The following is a 17,737-nucleotide window of genomic DNA, read 5'->3' as shown; positions in this document are numbered from 1 at the left end:
CAGCAATGCAAAGCTTTTTTTATGAGAAAATATCATCATTACAATGACGATTTATCTAAGACTAATCAATAATATCAAAACCGGTATACTTCACTAAAGCTTCCGGAATTTTAATCCCATCTTCGGTTTGGTAGTTTTCTAAAATAGAAGCCACAATACGTGGCAATGCCAATGCGCTTCCGTTTAATGAGTGAGCCAGTTGTGCCTTACCTTCTTTTCCTTTAAAACGTAATTTTAAACGGTTAGTCTGATAAGTTTCGAAATTTGATACAGAAGAAACTTCTAACCAACGCTCTTGTGCAGCACTCCAAACTTCCATATCGTAAGTCATGGCAGAAGTAAAGCCCATATCGCCACCGCATAAACGCAACACGCGATAATGTAATCCCAGCTCCTTTAATAAAGACTGAACATATTGGCTCATATCTTCTAAGGTTTCGTAAGATTTATCAGGATGTGTAATCTGCACGACTTCAACCTTATCAAACTGGTGTAAACGGTTTAAACCACGTACATGTGCACCATATGAGCCCGCTTCTCTCCGGAAACAAGGCGTATAAGCGGTATTTTTAATTGGAAGATCTTCTTCTTTAACAATTACATCACGGTATAAATTGGTTACCGGAACTTCGGCTGTTGGAATTAAATATAAATCATCAACAGTTGAATGATACATCTGTCCTTCTTTATCCGGCAACTGCCCCGTACCAAAACCCGAGGCTGCATTAACTAAATGAGGTACCTGCATTTCTTTATACCCTGCTTCAGTAGCATGATCTAAAAAGAAATTAATCAAGGCACGTTGTAACTTTGCTCCTTTTCCTTTATAAACCGGAAAACCAGCGCCAGTAATTTTTACACCCAACTCGAAATCGATAATATCATATTTCGCAGCCAATTCCCAGTGCGGCAAAGCTTTGTTAGGTAATTTAGCAGGTTCTCCATGCGTTAGAACAACTTCATTTTCTTCCGCTGTAGATCCTGGTTTTACCAAATGGTATGGCAAGTTAGGCAATTGAACAATTAAATTATGTTGAGCGGCTTCCAACTCATTCAATTTATCGCTCAAATTTTTGATATTTTCTTTATGAGAAGCTGTTTGGGCCTTAATCGCTTCGGCTTCTTCTTTTTTACCCGTACGCATTAAATCGCCAATTTGTTTGGCAGCTGCATTCGCTTCAGCAGAAATATTATCCAGGGAAGTTTGTGTAGAACGGCGGTCTTCATCAATTTTGATGATTTCATCTACCAGTTCTGGCTGTTTAAAATTACGGATACTTAAACGTTCTAAAACTTTCTCTCTATTTTCGCGGATATAGTTAACTTGCAGCATTATTTAATTTTTTAAGCAAAGATAATAATTAAGTCGTCATTGCGAACGCTTGCGGCAATCTCTCAACAAAAAGATTGCTTCGTCGTTCCTCTCCGAGAAACCGGAGCCAGCTCTCGCAATGACGGACACAGAAAAATATGGATGGCAAACTATTTCTCGTACCAACGCCAATAGGCAATCTGGAGGATATGACCTTTAGGGCAATCCGTATATTAAAAGAATGCGATTTAATCCTCGCCGAAGATACCCGTACCAGTGCACCCATGCTTAAACACTTCGGCATCGATAAAAGGGTTTTCTCACACCATCAGCACAACGAACATAAGGCCACTTCAGAAATTATCAAGTTTTTAAATGAAGGGCAGAAAATTGCCCTGATATCTGATGCCGGAACACCTGCCATTTCCGATCCGGGTTTCTTCCTGGTACGTGAGGCCATTAAAAATGATATTGCCGTAGAATGTTTACCTGGCGCAACGGCTTTCGTGCCTGCTTTGGTTAATTCGGGCTTACCTGCTGATGCCTTTTGTTTCGAAGGTTTTTTACCGGTTAAAAAAGGCAGACAAACAAAGTTCAAAAAATTGGCAGAAGAAGATCGCACCATTATACTTTATGAAAGTCCACACCGTTTATTAAAAACTTTAGAGGAGTTTGCACAATACCTGGGTGCCGATAGGCAGGCATCGGTAAGTAGAGAGCTCACCAAAATGTTCGAGGAAACCGTGCGTGGAACTTTGGTGGAAATAAAATCACATTTTGAAAACAATACTTTAAAAGGAGAATTTGTAATTTGCATAGCGGGGAAACCCAATATTAAAAGCAAAAACAAATATGAGGCTGCTGAAGAGTAGCATCAGAAAACAAACAACACATCAATTTTGAAAACATTATGATTAGCATAGATAGATTTCTGAGTGACGAGCAAGACCCAAAAGCGGTTGAAAAAGTTATTGGAAAATTAAACGACCTTTTAACAACAGGCGAAGAACTTTTATATTTAGCGGTACAGAAAAAACCGGCAGTAAACTTGTTGCCAGATAGCATCGCGATTTCGAACAAGCGCATTTTTTATTGCGAGCCAGGCAATTTAGGTTTAACCATGAATTTCAAAGATATTTCGTGGAAAAGTATAAAAGAGGTGTCGTTTAAAGAAGAATTTTTTGGTTCTAAATTTATTTGTGTACCCCAGCATGGCGAAAATATCGTAACCGAATTTATTCCAAAAGTACAGGCGCGTAAATTACATCAGGCTGCGAACCAGCAATTGGAAGAGTATAAGGAAATGCTTCGTCAGCAAAAACTGGAAGAAAACCGTGCAACGGCGTCTCCCATTAATTTAAATGCTCAACCCCTTGCCGAAATTCCTGCTTACGAACCAACTCCAGAACCCGTTCAACCAGTTATTCAGATTGCTGAAGTAGTTGAAGAGCCAGAAGACGAAACCACATTAAAATTACGCAAGCTAAAAACTTTGTACGATAAACACCTCATTACCCAGGAAGAATACGAAGCTAAAAAAGCAAATATTTTAGATAGTTTGTAAAACTAATCCCCTCAAGTTGTCACGTTGAGCCTGTCGAAACGCCAGATTATAATTAATTAGCCTTCGACAGGCTCAGTACGACAATATTGCGCCAGCACTTAAAATGAATAAGAAACAAACTTACCTCCTCGCCCTCTTAAGTGCATTTTTACTATGGCTAGCCTGGCCACCAATGCCCTTTACTACCCCATTATTATTGATTGGTTTGGTTCCTTTATTTATCGCCCTGGAAGCCATTGGCAATGCTAACATCAAAAAGCAAGGTAAAAGGATTTTCTTAACCGCAGGCCTAACTTTTTTAGTTTGGAATACGGCATCAATTTACTGGGTGTATAACGCCATTAGCGCCTACAATGGGCCAGCAGTAGCCCTCCCTGTTTCTTTAATTCCTTATGGCTTAGGTGCGCTTTTAATGACTTTTGCTTTTTGGCTATACTATCGATTGGGCAAATACGTAAATAAAAAGATTGCGTACCTGGGCTTAATTGCCTTTTATATCGCTTTAGAATATTTGCAGCAAACCTGGGATTTAGCCTTCCCTTGGATGACTTTAGGTAATGGTTTAGCAGGGATGCACCAGCTGGCTCAATGGTATGATTATACTGGCGTTTACGGAGGTTCACTGTGGATTTTAGTGAGCAATATCCTAGCTTTTGAAGCCTACAAGAAATTTAAATCACAAACAGGTTATTTAAGATTTAGAACCGCTGGAATCTGGGCTTTGATAGTGATTATTCCCATCGGCATTTCATTAACCAAATACTTTACTGCCGAACAGAAAGGGACACCAAGCAATGTGGTGGTGGTTCAACCGAATATCGATCCTTATCAGAAACTGGAAAGCATACCGGTTTCTGAGCAGCTCAAAATTTTAACACACCTTTCCGATTCGGTTGGGCAAAGTAATACCGAATATTTTATCTGGCCGGAAACTGCCATACCGAGTCGTGCCGACGAAGATCGCATCAGATCTAACCCTGATTTTTATACCCTCCAAAGTTTTTTAAGCAAATACAAAAACGGAACACTGATTACCGGAATTGAAAGCAAAAAAATCTACCAGACAAAAAAAACACTTTCAGCAAAGTACGATCCGCAAAGTAACCAGTATTGGGATAATTTTAACACGGCCATGCAGGTAGAAAACTCTGCAAATGTTCAGTTTTACCATAAATCTAAATTGGTACCGGGTGTAGAAAAAATGCCTTTCCCTAAAGTGTTTTCATTTTTAGACGGTGTTTTTGCTGAACTTGGTGGAGCTGTTGGTGGATGGGGCTGGCAGGAAAAACCTGGTGTACTTTATGCGCAAAGTGGAATTGGCGCTGCCCCTGTTGTTTGTTATGAAAGCCTATGGGGCGAATGGGTTGCTCAATCGGTTAAAGATGGGGCACAATTTATTGCTATTATCACTAATGATGGCTGGTGGGGAAATACCTCAGGTAAAGACCAGCACATGATGTACGCCAAGCTTAGGGCAATTGAAACCCACCGTGATGTGGCCCGTTCTGCAAATACAGGCATTTCTTGCTTCATCAATCAACGTGGCGACGTAACGCAAAGCACCAAATGGTGGACGAGAACTGCAATAAAGGCCAACATTAACCTAAACGACGAGATTACCTTTTATGTAAAAAGCGGAGACATTATTGCAAAAATATTGAGTGTTTTAGCAATTATCTTAGCCTTGATTATTCCGTTTAGAAAATGGATCAAGAAACCAAATCATGTTTAAACAACAATACGATTTCATTTTATCATCAAGAAATACCCTTTTAGCTTATATTGGGAGTATTTCCGAACACGATTTCTTAACTAACAACAATTCATTCGGCAGAGGTTCTATCAGAAACTTGTTGGTTCATATTTGTCAAACCTATTGTGCGTGGATTGGTGAAAAAGCCTTAGGCATTGAACAAGAGTTTTTACCTTTCGAAAGCTATCAGACCTTACATCACTGCCAAACCTATTTTAACCGGGTAGATGAGTATATTGGCTTATTTACCGAAAAATTTAAAGGGAATGAGCTGAAGGAAAATGAATTAGACAGGAATGGAGAGATTTTAAAAGTAAATCCATTAAAGTTGTTTACCCATGTTATTACGCACGAGTTTCATCACAAAGGGCAAATCATGTCGTTAAGCAGGCATTTAGGCTATATACCGATTGATGCCGATATTATCAGATAAAAATTATGCAAAAAATAAAAAACCTTCGCTGGTCGGTATTGCTCTTGTTATTAACTTTAAATTTTGGCTGCGATCAGATTTCTAAAAAAATTGTGCGTACCGAGATTAGCGATTACGAACATATCAGCATTATAAAAGACCGCTTTACCCTAACCAAAGTAGAAAACAGCGGTGCATTTTTAAGTCTAGGCGATAATATGCCCTATATTTTTAGACTCATTATTCTAACAGGCTTGCCATTACTATTTTTAGGCTATGGATTATATTTCCTCTTTGCCAAACGCAATTTACCAATAAGTATGCAAATTGCTTTGTGTTTTCTGATAGGCGGCGGGATTGGCAACCTATATGATCGGATTGTACACGGATCGGTTACCGATTTTATGCATATGGATTTTTATATCTTCCAAACGGGTGTTTTCAATTTCGCCGATATTTCGATCATGATCGGTGTGGGTATATTGCTTTTCCAATCAATTAGAAGTAATAGACTAAAACACGAGGTAGATTAGGATAGCAGGCAAGATTCGTAATACTAATTAAGAATACAAAAAAATATGTATTTAAAATACAGATTTGTATTTTTTATATTATATTTATTGATATAATACTCAATTGCAGCATATTACGATCTAAACCAAAAACCTAAACTATGAAACACCTATTAACAAAAACTATGCTGATTGCATTGCTCTCAGTAATGGTAATCTCGTGCTCGAAGAAAAATGAGATACCTGCAGATCAGAAAAATGATATTCAAAACCAAAAAGTTCTTGCTTACATCAAAAATCTTGGATTTACAGACGCACAGATTGTAGAAAGTGGCGATAATTACGTTGTAGACGGCGATATCGTATTTAGCAAAACCATGGAAGTTCCTGCCGATAATGGCAAGCCGATAACAGAACAGTATTACAATGGAAATATTGTAACCAATAGCAGTAATATCCGCGTTAAAATCGACCCTTCTATAAACGGGATGATCAGTGAAATCAATTCTGCAATCAACCAATGGAATACAGTACCAAACTCCAAAATCAAATTTGTGATTACAACAGGTACTATTTATGACATCCTAATTAAGGTAGATAATACAATTGGAAGTTCTACCTGTGGGCAGGCTTATTTATCAACTTCTAACGGTAAAGCTGGCAATACGGTTTGGATTAACCAGAATCTGATTCAAAACAATTCTTTTGCACAACGCACAAGAACCATCACACATGAATTTGGACATACCATCTCATTTAAACACACTAACCAATCTACAACCATTAATGTTCCAGGGGTTGGAGGAACCGACGCCTTATCATTAATGAACGGTGGGCAATGTGGAAGTGGCGCTACTGTTTTATCAGCGAAGGATAAACAGGCAACCGCAGTATTGTACCCTCTATAATTAAAAATCAGATAAATACCCTAAAAAGATCGTAATGCAATGGAAGCTGTTTCTTTGAAGCAGCTTCTTTTTTTGAAATAATATTTAGAAATGATTTTAATACAAGGATTTCTTAACAAAGAATTGCCAGCTTTAAACAAACATATTTTTATCTTTAGATGTTAAACAATCTAAAAATAAAATCCAATCATGAAAAGAAATGCAACAGCCGTATGGCAAGGTTCTATTAAAGAAGGTAATGGTAACATCACTACACAAAGTACCACTTTAAATAATACTCAATATTCTTTTAATTCTCGCTTTGCAGAGGGTGTTGGCACAAATCCGGAGGAATTAATTGCTGCTGCGCATGCAGGCTGTTTTACCATGAAATTATCTGCGAACTTAACTGAAGCAGGATTTACAGCAGATAAATTGGAAACCAAATGTGAAATCAACCTAGATCCATCAAAAGGTGAAATTGTAGAATCACATTTAACTTTAACCGCTTCCGTGCCTAACTTAACACAGGAGAAGTTTGATGAGTTAGTAGCCGATGCAGAAAAAAACTGCCCAATCTCTAAATTATTAAACACAACGATTACTGTTGATGCAACTTTAGCGTAATAAGTTTTAAACCTCACGGGTTTTAAAAACCTGTGAGGTTTATAGCTGCTGTTAAACAAGTTAACTAGCGACTAAACAATCAAAACAACTTTCGAACCTTCCAACATTACAAGCCTAGAAACAACCTAGGCCATATATTTTCCAACTATCGGCATTCTTCTGCCCATACCGAATGCTTTTGGCGATACCCTTAAAATAGGTGGTGTTTGATAACGTTTAAATTCGGCAACATTAACCATTTTCAGAATCCGCAGCACTAGTGCCTCATCAAAACCTTGAGCAATAATGGCTTTCGAGCCCTGTTTCTTTTCGATGTGCTGATATAATATTTTATCGAGTATTTCATACTCAGGCAATGAATCAGAATCTTTTTGATCAGGCCTTAACTCTGCCGATGGCGGTTTAACAATGGTATTGATCGGGATAATTTCCTTTTCTTTATTAATGTATCTTGCCAGCTCGAAAACCTGCATTTTATATACATCGCCAATTACCCCAATTGCACCACACATATCGCCGTATAAAGTACCATAACCAACAGCAGACTCGCTTTTGTTCGAGGTATTTAATAAAATATAACCAAACTTGTTACTCATGGCCATATTAATAATTCCACGAATACGGGCCTGGATATTTTCCTCTGCAAGGTTAAAAAGCAGGCCCTTAAAAGCTGGTGCCAGTATATGATCGAAAGCTTCTGCAACTTCTTTAATTGGTACAATTTCATGCATACAACCAATATTGTTAGCCAAATCTAAAGCATCCTGAACGGAATGGTCGGAAGAGAATTTAGAAGGCATTAAAACGGCCATTACATTCTCTGCTCCTAATGCACGACAAGCCAAGGCACAAACCACAGCGGAGTCGATCCCGCCTGATAAGCCTAAAACGGCTTTACTGAAACCAGATTTCCTGAAATAATCTTTTATGCCTAAAATCAATGCGTCGTGAATCTGCTCAATATCGGTTAATCTTTCCGATTGGGGATATTTATTACGCACATTTTCAACTTCTTCCAGATCAAAAACCTGAAGATCCTCTTCAAAATATTTCATCTCTGCTTTCATAGCTCCATCAGCATCGAAAACCAACGAACCACCATCAAAAATAATTTCGGTTTGTGCACCAATCTGATTTACATAAAATACAGGCAACTTATACTTCTTTGCATTATCGGCCAATACTTTAATGCGTTCGTCATCATGGGTATAAGAGAAAGGAGATGCTGCAATATTAATCATTACATCAGGTTGCTCTTTAATCAGCTCATCCATTGGATTAGAAACATATAGTGGATTATCATTGATATTCCATAGGTCTTCGCAAATGGTGAGGGCAATTTTTTTACCCTTAAAATCGATACAGTTAAATTGTGTGGCAGGTTCGAAATAGCGGTATTCATCAAACACATCGTAGGTAGGCAACAGTGCTTTTTTAACGACAGCTTTAACTTTCCCATCTTCGATAAAATAAGCTGCATTAAACAGATCCTTTCCCTGTAATACTTCGTTTTTAATAGGTAGGCCCACAATGCAGGCAATATCTGTACAATGCTTGGCAATCTCCTGAGCTGCAGATTCGCACAATACAATAAACTCATCAAATTCCAAAAAATCTCTTGGTGGATAGCCACAAATAGCCAGTTCGGCAAAAACAACCAAATCTGCACCTTTATCTTTCGCCAATTGAATATTCTCGGTTATTTTTTTAGTGTTGACCTCAAAGTTTCCGATATGGTAATTGAGTTGTGCTAGTGCTATTTTCATATTAATGTATCAAGTAGTGAGTATCAAGTATCAAGACAAATATCCAGATTAGAAGAATACACCGAAATTAAGCGCCAAATAATGATTTCTAACATCTCTGGCTTTATCTGTTACAATATTAGTGAAACCGTTATTAAAAGTTAAACCTGCTACGATGCTGGTATTGCCCGAAATATCAAATTCGCCACCGCCACCGATAATTAATCCGGCGCGGTAAAGTTTAATGTTATCAGATACATTTAAATTATCACCAACAACCGCTCCACCTGTTACAGCATCTTGCTTAGCACTGATGTTGATTGAATTAGACAATCCAAACTGACCATACCAACGTTTTCCATCCGCCTTTACGGTTTTTAGTTTAATGGTTAAAGGCAAGTCTACATATTGTAGTTTATATTTTAAATCGTAAGCTTTCGGTACAGTGCTACTACTAGCGCTATAATAAGGCAGAACATTCGCCTCTGTACTTTTACCATTTATCGAAGTGATGGTCAGCGCAGTAGAAAAACTATAATTCGGGGCAAAATTAAAATCACCAATTAATCCATAAGAAAAGCCCAAAGCTATTCCATCTGTTTTTCCCTGCTCGGGTTTAATCCAACCAAAAGTTGGGGTAGCTGTTAAACCTAACCTAAAACCGTAATTGGTTAAAGGAGAATTTTGCGCCCATGCGCCAATACTTAAAAGAGACAAAATTAAAATGGTCGATATTTTTTTCATGCTATAGGGTGTTTATATATATTTGTTGTACATGATGTATAACGTAAAACACTGGCAAATTTATCTAATTTTTCTTTTTGCCGTCACATTTATTTCCTGCAGGCAAAGCAACAGGCCCGATGTAAGTAATATACAAGTAAACATTAAAATTGAAAGATTTGATAACGAGCTATTTGCCGGAAAAAACAAAAATGTTATTGAGGTAGATAAACAACTTGGTTCGAAATATGGTGTGTTTTACGACGATTTTATCCACCGGATTCTGGACAGCAAATACTCAAACACCGAATCGTTGGCCAATTTGTACCGCGACCAGGCTTATACCGATTTAAGCAAAGAAGTAGACAGTGTTTTTCCAAACTTAAAAGTGCAGGAAGAAGGATTAAGCGAGACTTTTAAATACATTAAATATTATTATCCGAAAGCGAAGATTCCTAAATTTATTTCTTTTGCTTCAGGTTTTGCTTACCAAATGCCAGTGGGCGATAACTATTTGGGGATTGGTTTGGATATGTTTTTGGGTAAAGACAGCAAATTTTATAAGGCTATTGTGCAAAGTGTACCCTTATACCTTTCGAGGAGGTTTACGCCTGAATATATTGTGCCGCGTGTAGCCGAAACATACGCCCACGAAGAACTTTTTCCAGAGCCTGATGACAATAGAACCCTTTTGTCTAAAATGATCTTCCAGGGGAAGGTTTTATATTTCTTAGATCAGGTTTTACCTGAAAACTTAAGCGATTCTACCAAAATTGGATATACCAAACAACAAATAGATTGGGCACAAAATTTCGAAGGTGATATCTGGGCATATTTTTTGGAGAACAATTACCTGTATGAAACCGATTATCAAAAAATCCAGGTGTTTTTATCTGAAGGACCTTTTACGCCAGGTTTAGGTGAAAATAGAGATTCGGCACCAAAATTGGGCGTATGGATGGGTTGGCAAATTGTAAGAAAATATATGAAAGAACACCCTGATGTTACTTTACAGCAATTAATGGCAGATAACGATGCACAGAAAATTTTAAATCAATCGAAGTACAAACCGAAACAACAGAGATAGTTTATTAGTTTGCGGTTTCTAGTTATCAGTTTAAGTTCGCAAGCAAAAACAATTTAACAATACAACAATTAAGCAATAAAATCGATCAGTTGAACTTTATAAAGTAATCATCCCAAATTAAACCTATGAAAGTTGGCATTGTATTATCAGGCGGAGGCATTAGGGGAATAGCACATTTAGGTGTTTTAAAGGCCTTCAGTAATTTGGGCATTACCTTTAGTCACATTAGTGGAACAAGTGCAGGAGCGATAGCCGGGGCCTTTTTTGCCGCTGGCATAGATCCGGAAGAAGGTTTGAATATTTTCCTTAAAACGAAACTCTGGCGCTTCGTTCGTCCGGCGGTGGGTTCTTTAGGTTTAATCAATATCGAAAACACTTCTCTGATTTTAAAGGAATATTTTCCGGAAGATTCAATTGAGAAGCTAAAAATACCCTTAACCATTGCTGCTGTAAATTTTAGCGAAGGCCGATTGGTTTATTTCACAAAAGGACCACTTATTAGGGCTATTCATGCCTCTAGCTGCATACCTGGTATTTTTAAACCCATTATGATTGATGGCCAGATGTATGTGGATGGCGGCATTTTAAATAATTTCCCCGTTGAACCTTTAATGGATGATTGCGATTTCATTATAGGCTCGTCTTGTAACCACCTTAAACCAGTTGATAAAATTACCGGTATTACCAATTTAATGGGGCGTGCAGGCATCATGTCTATTAACCACGATATGGAAAGAAAAGCAAAATTCTGTAACGTATTAATCGAACCAAAAGGTTTAGGGGCCATTAGTACATTCGATATGAAACGTGCTGAAGATATTTATTGGCTGGCTCACGAAGAAGCCTTGATTACGATTAAAAACAGTCCAACAATTTCTGAGTTAATTACAAAATAATACCTAACTCCGTTAATCTATTTCTTTATTTGTAATATTTAAACTACATCATAATAGTTTATATTAATCAAATAAACGAGTGTAAAAAATACACTTATGCAATAAAAATATTACAATTCTCTTGGTGTTGATATAATATTACTTTACTTTAGGATTATACTTTGCAAATGCAGAGGAATTAAACCTAAATGTCTATCTATGTTTTTCAACCTGATTATTCTTTTTCAAAGAAGAAGAATCCCTGTTTTTACGATCTTCTAACTTGATTTGCCAAGTCAAACACAGATCATTAATTTTTACCTAAAAAAACCTAAACATGAAATTCTTAAAATTAAATAAAACCCTATTAACTACCCTGGCGCTAACTACAGTATTATACGCTTGTAAAAAAGAAAGACCAACTGAAACGGCAGATTTAGAAAAACCAGAAATATCAGCTGTTAATCCGCTTGGTAATATCCAGATCTGTACAGAAAGATCATTAGATGGAACTACCCCAAGAGGCGCTGTGCTAAAGTCAACAAAATGGACTCCCGGAACTACGATTAAAGTAAGTTTAAACGGAAGTACCTCCGCCATCAGAGCCAAAGTAATCCAATATGCGAAAGCGTGGGAACAATATGCCAACATCAAATTCAACTTTGTTACAAACGATAATACAGCCAAAATCAGGGTGAGTTTTGTAAGTGGAGATGGATCTTGGTCGTACATTGGAAAATCAACTCCCAGCACTGGTGCGACTATGAATTACGGTTGGTTAACTGCAAGTACAGCAGATTCTGAATATAGCCGAGTGGTCATCCACGAATTCGGTCATGCATTAGGATTAATCCATGAGCACCAACACCCATTAGTGGCTATTCCATGGGATAAACCTGCTGTTTATGCCTATTATGCTGCTGCCCCAAATTACTGGAGCCAGGCAGATGTAGACAATAACTTATTTGCAAAATACAGCACCACACAAACCAATTATAGTGCCTATGATAAATATTCGATCATGCATTATTCGGTTCCAAATGAATTAACCATTGGTGATTTCGAGGTGGGATGGAATACCGTATTATCACCTACTGATAAATCATTTATCGCTTCAGTATATCCATTTTAGAAAATAAATTATTATACATAGTGGTTTTAAATAACCACTATGTATATTTTGCTGTTATAAAATAAAAATAGATATGCTGATCGCTCTGCGGATTTCCTTTATCAAACCATTTTTAGCCTGCTTAACGCTCGTTTTATTTTGCCAAACTGCATCTGCACAAGATAATCTCCATAAATGGGAAGTAAAGCCTTACGTTGGTATTCAGCAATCGAGATTTGATTGGTCTATTGCAGGTAATGCAGCCGGAACCAGTCCGAATGTATTATCAGAACTAATCTGGAAAAATCTAAAAGGGCGTAGTTTTGGGCTAGACATTAAATACAATATTACCGAGCGACTTAGTATTAAAGCCACTAACGAATACAACAGCATAACCAAGGGCGAGGCAGAAGATACCGATTATGCAGAAGATAATCGGCAAAGTGCTTTTTATTTCGATCTGCTCAACGCAAATAAAGGTTATTTATACAATGCCAATTTACAGCTCAGTTACCAACTGCTAAAATTTGGTGATTTTAACATCAATCCAATTGTTGGACTTTCATATAATCAGCAAAAATTTTATTTGTTAGAAAGTGCAAATAACCCTGACAGTAAAGGCTTAAACTCTACGTATGTAGCAAGATATAAAGGATTCGATTTTGGAGCAGAACTTGTTCTTAAAATGCAGAAATTCAGTATAGGCGCTACCGTCTTAAGCGGTTTTTATACTTATTCGGCAAAAGCCAACTGGAATTTAATTCCTGATTTTGCTAAACCCGTAAGCTTTACACACAAGGCAAATTCCTTTTCGTTAAGTGGCGATATCAATCTGGCTGTACCATTGAACAAAAGTTTAGGGGTAGAAGTTGACTATAAGATCAATAACATCAACACTTACTCTGGTGTAGATAAAGCTTATTTTAATAGTAGACCAACAGAGGAAACTCAATTTAATGGCGCCAGCTTTAGAAAAAATGCAGTATTGCTGGGATTAAATTTTAGCTTTTAATTTTTTAAGGCTACGGCACATCGTCCTCGTTTGTAACGAGGATGGAGGAAAATGACGATTTTATCGTCAATAAGAGATTATTGCAACACATTAGAAATATAGTTCTCACTAATCTTCGTTATAAACGAGGACTATATTATAAGTTTTTTAAAGCCACCAAGCGCTCCCCTTCCAATACGGGAATTGTTTTGCAAAGATTTAACTGCAAACAGAAAACAACATCTTCTTCTATATTCAACTGAGCCAAACGATGACTGTGTGATGATTTGTGAAGGTATTTCCTCAGATCTGCCTTAGCTAAGGCATACAAATCTTCTGCAGCCACGCTGGAATCATCAAAATGTTCGAAATTTTGACGGAGATTATTTACCACAGCACCAGCAAAAAGGGTATCTTCTAAATTGAACTGATCTTTCCAACCAGCGCAAAGCAAAAGCACATTTTTATCCTGACTTTTCAAATAACCACAAAGTGCATCTAAGTTCAGGAAAGACCCAATTACAACCTGATAGGCTCTTTTCTGTGCCAAATGTAAGGCCTTGGTTCCATTGGTAGTTGTTAAAACGACCGTTTTTCCGTTTACTTTTTCGTGGGTATAAGAGAATGGCGAGTTGCCGAAATCATAGCCTGCAACTACCTCTCCATTTCGTTCTGCTGCCAATAAAAATCCGCTATCGCGATAGTTTAAACAATCTTCTACCTGAGCTACAGGAATAATCGCTTCAGCACCATTATCTATCCCGTAGGTAATAGATGACGTGGCTCTTAAAATGTCGATAACCACCACAATACTCTGTTCGATATCGTATAAGTCGATCAAGGCCGGAGTTAAACAAACTTCTATTTTTTTTGACATTTGACGAGATATGAGGTATGAGATATGAGATATGAGATTTCAGCGGATCAAACCGTCTCAAATCTCATATCTAACGTCTCAAATCTTATTTATAAAAAGGAAACTTAACCACTTTAGCTTTAATTGGCGTATTGCGGATTAAAATAAAAACTTCAGTTCCTTCTTTAGTGAAATCTTTTGCGATGTAACCCATACCAATCGCTTTTTGCAAAGAAGGTGCCTGGGTACCAGAAGTTACTTTACCGATAATATTTCCTTCGGCATCAGCAATTTCATAATCATGACGCGGAATACCACGGTCGATCATTTCGAAACCGACCAATTTCCTTTGGATACCAGCTTCTTTTTGTGCCAATAATGCCTCCGAATTGGTAAAAGATTTAGAAAACTTAGTAATCCAGCCTAAACCCGCCTCAATAGGCGAGGTCGTATCATCGATATCATTCCCATATAAGCAGAAACCCATTTCTAAACGTAAAGTATCGCGGGCACCTAAGCCAATAGGCTGAATGTTGTACGGCGCACCAGCTTTAAAAATAGCATCCCAAATTTGATCGGCATATTGGTTTTCGAAATAAATTTCGAAACCACCAGCGCCGGTATAACCTGTTGCAGAAATAACTACATTATCAATACCAGCAAAGGTACCTTTAACGAAAGTATAATACTCCATTGATGCTAAATCAACATCAGTTAATGATTGTAAAGCATCTGCAGCTTTTGGCCCTTGAATGGCTAAAAGAGAGGTTTGATCAGAAATATTGTGCATTTCAACATCTTTCGAATTGAATTGTTGAATCCAGTTCCAATCTTTTTCAATGTTTGATGCATTAACTACCAACATATAGGTTTTATCATCTATTTTGTAAACCAAAAGATCATCAACAATACCACCGTCTTGGTTTGGCAAACAAGAGTACTGAACTTTTCCATTGTATAATTTAGCAGCATCGTTACTGGTTACACGTTGAATAAGATCCAATGCGTTTTCACCTTTAAGAATAAATTCGCCCATGTGGCTTACATCAAAAACACCTACGCCATTACGAACAGTTGCATGTTCAGCATTGATACCTTCGTAAGTAACAGGCATATTGTAACCTGCAAATGGAACCATCTTAGCGCCTAAAGCGATGTGTTTTTCTGTTAATGCGGTATTTTTCATCCGTAAATTTTATTTTTTATGATAATGAAGCCAGTATAGCTGATATGCTGTGAATTATGGCGGTTTTATTCGCTATTCTTCTTGGGGTGCAAAAGTACTAAGAAAAAGATAAAATTTTGAGGTTAATTTTAAGGAGTTTTTAGATGATTTTTCTATTCATCCTTAATACTGAACTTGTTTTAGCATCTATTGGAGATACTTACGCACTCACCAATTCTTCGTAAATCTTCAGCATTTTGCTGGAGATCAAATGCACGCCGTGGTCGTTTTCAACTGTCTTACGGGCGTTCTCTCCTATTTCTACCCAACGTTTAGGATTGATGATACATTGTAAAATCGACCGGTAAAATTCATCTGCAGAATCGGCAATTAAAATATCATGTCCGTGCCTGCAATTAATTCCCTCTGCGGCAGTAGTGGTGGCAATAATGCATTTTTTCATGGCCATACCCTCAATAATCTTTACCCGCATTCCGGTGCCAGAGATTAAAGGAACAATCATAATCGCCTTTGAGTTCATAAACTCTACCGCATCGAACACTTCTCCCTCTACGATCAGGTTTTCTGAATCGTATTCGAAGAAGTGTTTTTGCATGTTTTTCCCTGCAATATAAAAACGAAGGTCTTTATTCAGCTTTTCGATATCAGGCCAGATATCATCCAAAAACCATTCTAATCCTTCCTGATTCGGTCGCCAATCCATTGCACCTAAATGAAACAGCGTAGGAAAACTGGTTTTACTTTTATCTACTTTATATTTTTCTAAATCGATGGCAACGGGAAAAACCGACATCGGAATTTCGCAGCCGAACATTAATATACTTTGTCGATCGGGTTCACTAATGGCAAAAATATGGTGGAAACGGTTAATCTGATCGGTTTCATATGCTTTGAGCCGCTGGGCTAAAAAAGCTAAATACTTACGCCGGATGAGAAACTTTTCTGAATGAGAAAGACGTTCCCAAAGGGTAAATTCGATATTGTGTGCCCTATAGATGAGCTTGGCATTACTGTTTGCCTTAACCACATCTAGATAAGGAACAACAAAGAGACCTTCGAATTGGATGATATCAAACACGTTTTCGCGTAAAAGGTTTTCTAACTGCTGGGCAGCATCTTCGCTATAATAACGTGAAACGTTATAAGATTCGTTCGTAAAAATATTAAAAAATGCCGACCATACATTTACATCGGTATCTAAATCGTAGGTATGGTATTTAATCTGTTCAAAAATAGGATCATAGATATCTTCAATATCGATCCGTCCTTTTGTGGGGTTGAGGCTAAACAAAGTAATATCTGCGCCAAGTTGCAGCAAACCTTTTATGGTGTTATAAACCACAATGGGATAACCACTATTTGGCGGAAAGGGAACCCGCTTAGTAATCAACAGAATTTTCACAATGTTGTAAAATACGAAATTTTAAGCGTTTTTTGAAAACAGTTCTAACTGAGGATCGCTCACATTAAAAGTTTTGCGGTGAAAAGGCGACAATCCGATTTCGATCACAGCCTTACGGTGTGCAATTGTTGGATAACCTTTATTCTGCTGCCAATTATAATGTGGATAATCGACGTGTAAGTTAGTCATATATTCATCACGGTGGGTTTTGGCCAATATAGAAGCCGCAGCGATATTTAAATACTTACCATCGCCCTTAACAATACAACTGTGTGGAATCTGCGGATAGGTTTTGAATCGGTTGCCATCAATCACCAGGTATTGTGGTTGGGTTTGCAATTTTTCGATTGCCCTGTGCATGGCCAAAAACGAAGCATTTAGAATGTTGATCCTGTCTATCTCTTCGTGATCACAAGAAGCTACTGCCCAGGCTAGGGCTTCCTGTTCTATTATGGGTCTCAAAGAGGCCCTTTGCTCATGCGATAATTGCTTAGAATCGTTTAAACCTTCCAGTATGAAACCTTTTGGCAATATTACTGCCGCGGCAAAAACAGGACCAGCGAGGCAACCTCTTCCAGCTTCATCACACCCAGCCTCTAATAATTCTTCCTGATAGCAGTTTAACAACATATTGCAAATTTAATTAATTTATTATTTGCGAAAGGAATGTTAAAAGATTAAATTGTTTTAATTA

General features: G+C 37.5%; 18 protein-coding genes. 11 read left to right on the top strand and 7 right to left on the bottom strand.

The window, feature by feature from the left end; genetic code table 11:
• Positions 1 to 61 precede the first annotated feature (61 nt).
• Positions 62 to 1,333, bottom strand: a complete 1,272-nt coding sequence (gene serS, locus ACN9MR_RS26150) for a serine--tRNA ligase (RefSeq protein ID WP_426327365.1) — start codon at positions 1,331 to 1,333, stop codon at positions 62 to 64.
• Between the two features lie 137 nt (positions 1,334 to 1,470).
• Between serS and rsmI the strand changes: the two genes are divergently transcribed.
• The 7 genes from rsmI to ACN9MR_RS26115 all read left to right on the top strand — a co-directional run bounded on the left by rsmI (position 1,471) and on the right by ACN9MR_RS26115 (position 7,067).
• Positions 1,471 to 2,184 carry a 16S rRNA (cytidine(1402)-2'-O)-methyltransferase gene (gene rsmI / locus ACN9MR_RS26145; RefSeq protein ID WP_131533856.1) on the top strand — a complete coding sequence of 238 codons (714 nt, stop codon included), beginning with the start codon at positions 1,471 to 1,473 and terminating at the stop codon, positions 2,182 to 2,184.
• Positions 2,185 to 2,222: 38 nt separating this feature from the next.
• Complete coding sequence (locus ACN9MR_RS26140; protein ID WP_426327364.1) at positions 2,223 to 2,876, top strand: PH domain-containing protein; 654 nt, start codon at positions 2,223 to 2,225, stop codon at positions 2,874 to 2,876.
• Positions 2,877 to 2,979: 103 nt separating this feature from the next.
• Positions 2,980 to 4,608: an apolipoprotein N-acyltransferase gene (lnt, locus tag ACN9MR_RS26135; protein WP_426327363.1), complete on the top strand. Its 1,629-nt coding sequence runs from the start codon at positions 2,980 to 2,982 to the stop codon at positions 4,606 to 4,608.
• Entirely contained in the window at positions 4,601 to 5,062 is a 462-nt protein-coding gene (locus ACN9MR_RS26130) for a DinB family protein (RefSeq protein ID WP_426327362.1), read from the top strand. The genes lnt and ACN9MR_RS26130 overlap by 8 nt, the downstream gene beginning before the upstream one ends.
• Positions 5,063 to 5,067: 5 nt before the next feature.
• Positions 5,068 to 5,574 (top strand): signal peptidase II, encoded by a 507-nt coding sequence (gene lspA / locus ACN9MR_RS26125; protein ID WP_426327361.1) that lies wholly within the window; start codon positions 5,068 to 5,070, stop codon positions 5,572 to 5,574.
• A gap of 140 nt (positions 5,575 to 5,714) precedes the next feature.
• Positions 5,715 to 6,461 carry a M57 family metalloprotease gene (locus ACN9MR_RS26120; protein ID WP_426327360.1) on the top strand — a complete coding sequence of 249 codons (747 nt, stop codon included), beginning with the start codon at positions 5,715 to 5,717 and terminating at the stop codon, positions 6,459 to 6,461.
• Positions 6,462 to 6,650: 189 nt separating this feature from the next.
• Positions 6,651 to 7,067, top strand: a complete 417-nt coding sequence (locus ACN9MR_RS26115) for an OsmC family protein (protein ID WP_086548955.1) — start codon at positions 6,651 to 6,653, stop codon at positions 7,065 to 7,067.
• A 125-nt stretch (positions 7,068 to 7,192) separates the two neighbouring features.
• On the opposite strand, the gene ACN9MR_RS26110 is transcribed toward ACN9MR_RS26115, so the two are convergent.
• Complete coding sequence (locus ACN9MR_RS26110) at positions 7,193 to 8,833, bottom strand: NAD+ synthase (protein WP_426327359.1); 1,641 nt, start codon at positions 8,831 to 8,833, stop codon at positions 7,193 to 7,195.
• Positions 8,834 to 8,881: 48 nt separating this feature from the next.
• Complete coding sequence (locus ACN9MR_RS26105) at positions 8,882 to 9,556, bottom strand: porin family protein (protein WP_426327358.1); 675 nt, start codon at positions 9,554 to 9,556, stop codon at positions 8,882 to 8,884.
• Positions 9,557 to 9,587: 31 nt separating this feature from the next.
• On the opposite strand from ACN9MR_RS26105, the gene gldB reads away from it, so the two are divergent.
• The 4 genes from gldB (at position 9,588) to ACN9MR_RS26085 (ending at position 13,620) form a co-directional block, all read left to right on the top strand.
• Positions 9,588 to 10,622, top strand: coding sequence for a gliding motility lipoprotein GldB (gldB, locus tag ACN9MR_RS26100; protein ID WP_426327357.1), 1,035 nt, complete (start codon positions 9,588 to 9,590; stop codon positions 10,620 to 10,622).
• 125 nt (positions 10,623 to 10,747) lie between these two features.
• A complete protein-coding gene (locus tag ACN9MR_RS26095; RefSeq protein WP_057931344.1) occupies positions 10,748 to 11,518 on the top strand; it encodes a patatin-like phospholipase family protein in 771 nt (256 codons plus the stop codon).
• Positions 11,519 to 11,834: 316 nt separating this feature from the next.
• On the top strand, positions 11,835 to 12,629 hold the full coding sequence (locus tag ACN9MR_RS26090) for a M12 family metallopeptidase (protein WP_426327356.1): 795 nt from the start codon (positions 11,835 to 11,837) through the stop codon (positions 12,627 to 12,629).
• A 73-nt stretch (positions 12,630 to 12,702) separates the two neighbouring features.
• Positions 12,703 to 13,620: a hypothetical protein gene (locus ACN9MR_RS26085; protein WP_426327355.1), complete on the top strand. Its 918-nt coding sequence runs from the start codon at positions 12,703 to 12,705 to the stop codon at positions 13,618 to 13,620.
• Between the two features lie 136 nt (positions 13,621 to 13,756).
• Here the strand turns inward: ACN9MR_RS26085 and ACN9MR_RS26080 are convergent, their stop codons facing one another.
• The 4 genes from ACN9MR_RS26080 to ACN9MR_RS26065 all read right to left on the bottom strand — a co-directional run bounded on the left by ACN9MR_RS26080 (position 13,757) and on the right by ACN9MR_RS26065 (position 17,673).
• Positions 13,757 to 14,476, bottom strand: a complete 720-nt coding sequence (locus tag ACN9MR_RS26080) for a 2-phosphosulfolactate phosphatase (RefSeq protein ID WP_426327354.1) — start codon at positions 14,474 to 14,476, stop codon at positions 13,757 to 13,759.
• A gap of 85 nt (positions 14,477 to 14,561) precedes the next feature.
• Positions 14,562 to 15,641, bottom strand: coding sequence for a glycine cleavage system aminomethyltransferase GcvT (gene gcvT, locus ACN9MR_RS26075; RefSeq protein WP_426327353.1), 1,080 nt, complete (start codon positions 15,639 to 15,641; stop codon positions 14,562 to 14,564).
• A 199-nt stretch (positions 15,642 to 15,840) separates the two neighbouring features.
• Entirely contained in the window at positions 15,841 to 17,043 is a 1,203-nt protein-coding gene (locus ACN9MR_RS26070) for a glycosyltransferase family 4 protein (protein ID WP_426327352.1), read from the bottom strand.
• 21 nt (positions 17,044 to 17,064) lie between these two features.
• Positions 17,065 to 17,673, bottom strand: coding sequence for a ribonuclease HII (locus ACN9MR_RS26065; protein ID WP_426327351.1), 609 nt, complete (start codon positions 17,671 to 17,673; stop codon positions 17,065 to 17,067).
• Positions 17,674 to 17,737: the final 64 nt, after the last annotated feature.

The sequence above is a fragment of the Pedobacter sp. R-06 genome (assembly GCF_049913135.1).
GTDB lineage: Bacteria > Bacteroidota > Bacteroidia > Sphingobacteriales > Sphingobacteriaceae > Pedobacter.
This window is presented reverse-complemented; position numbering and strand designations above follow the sequence as displayed.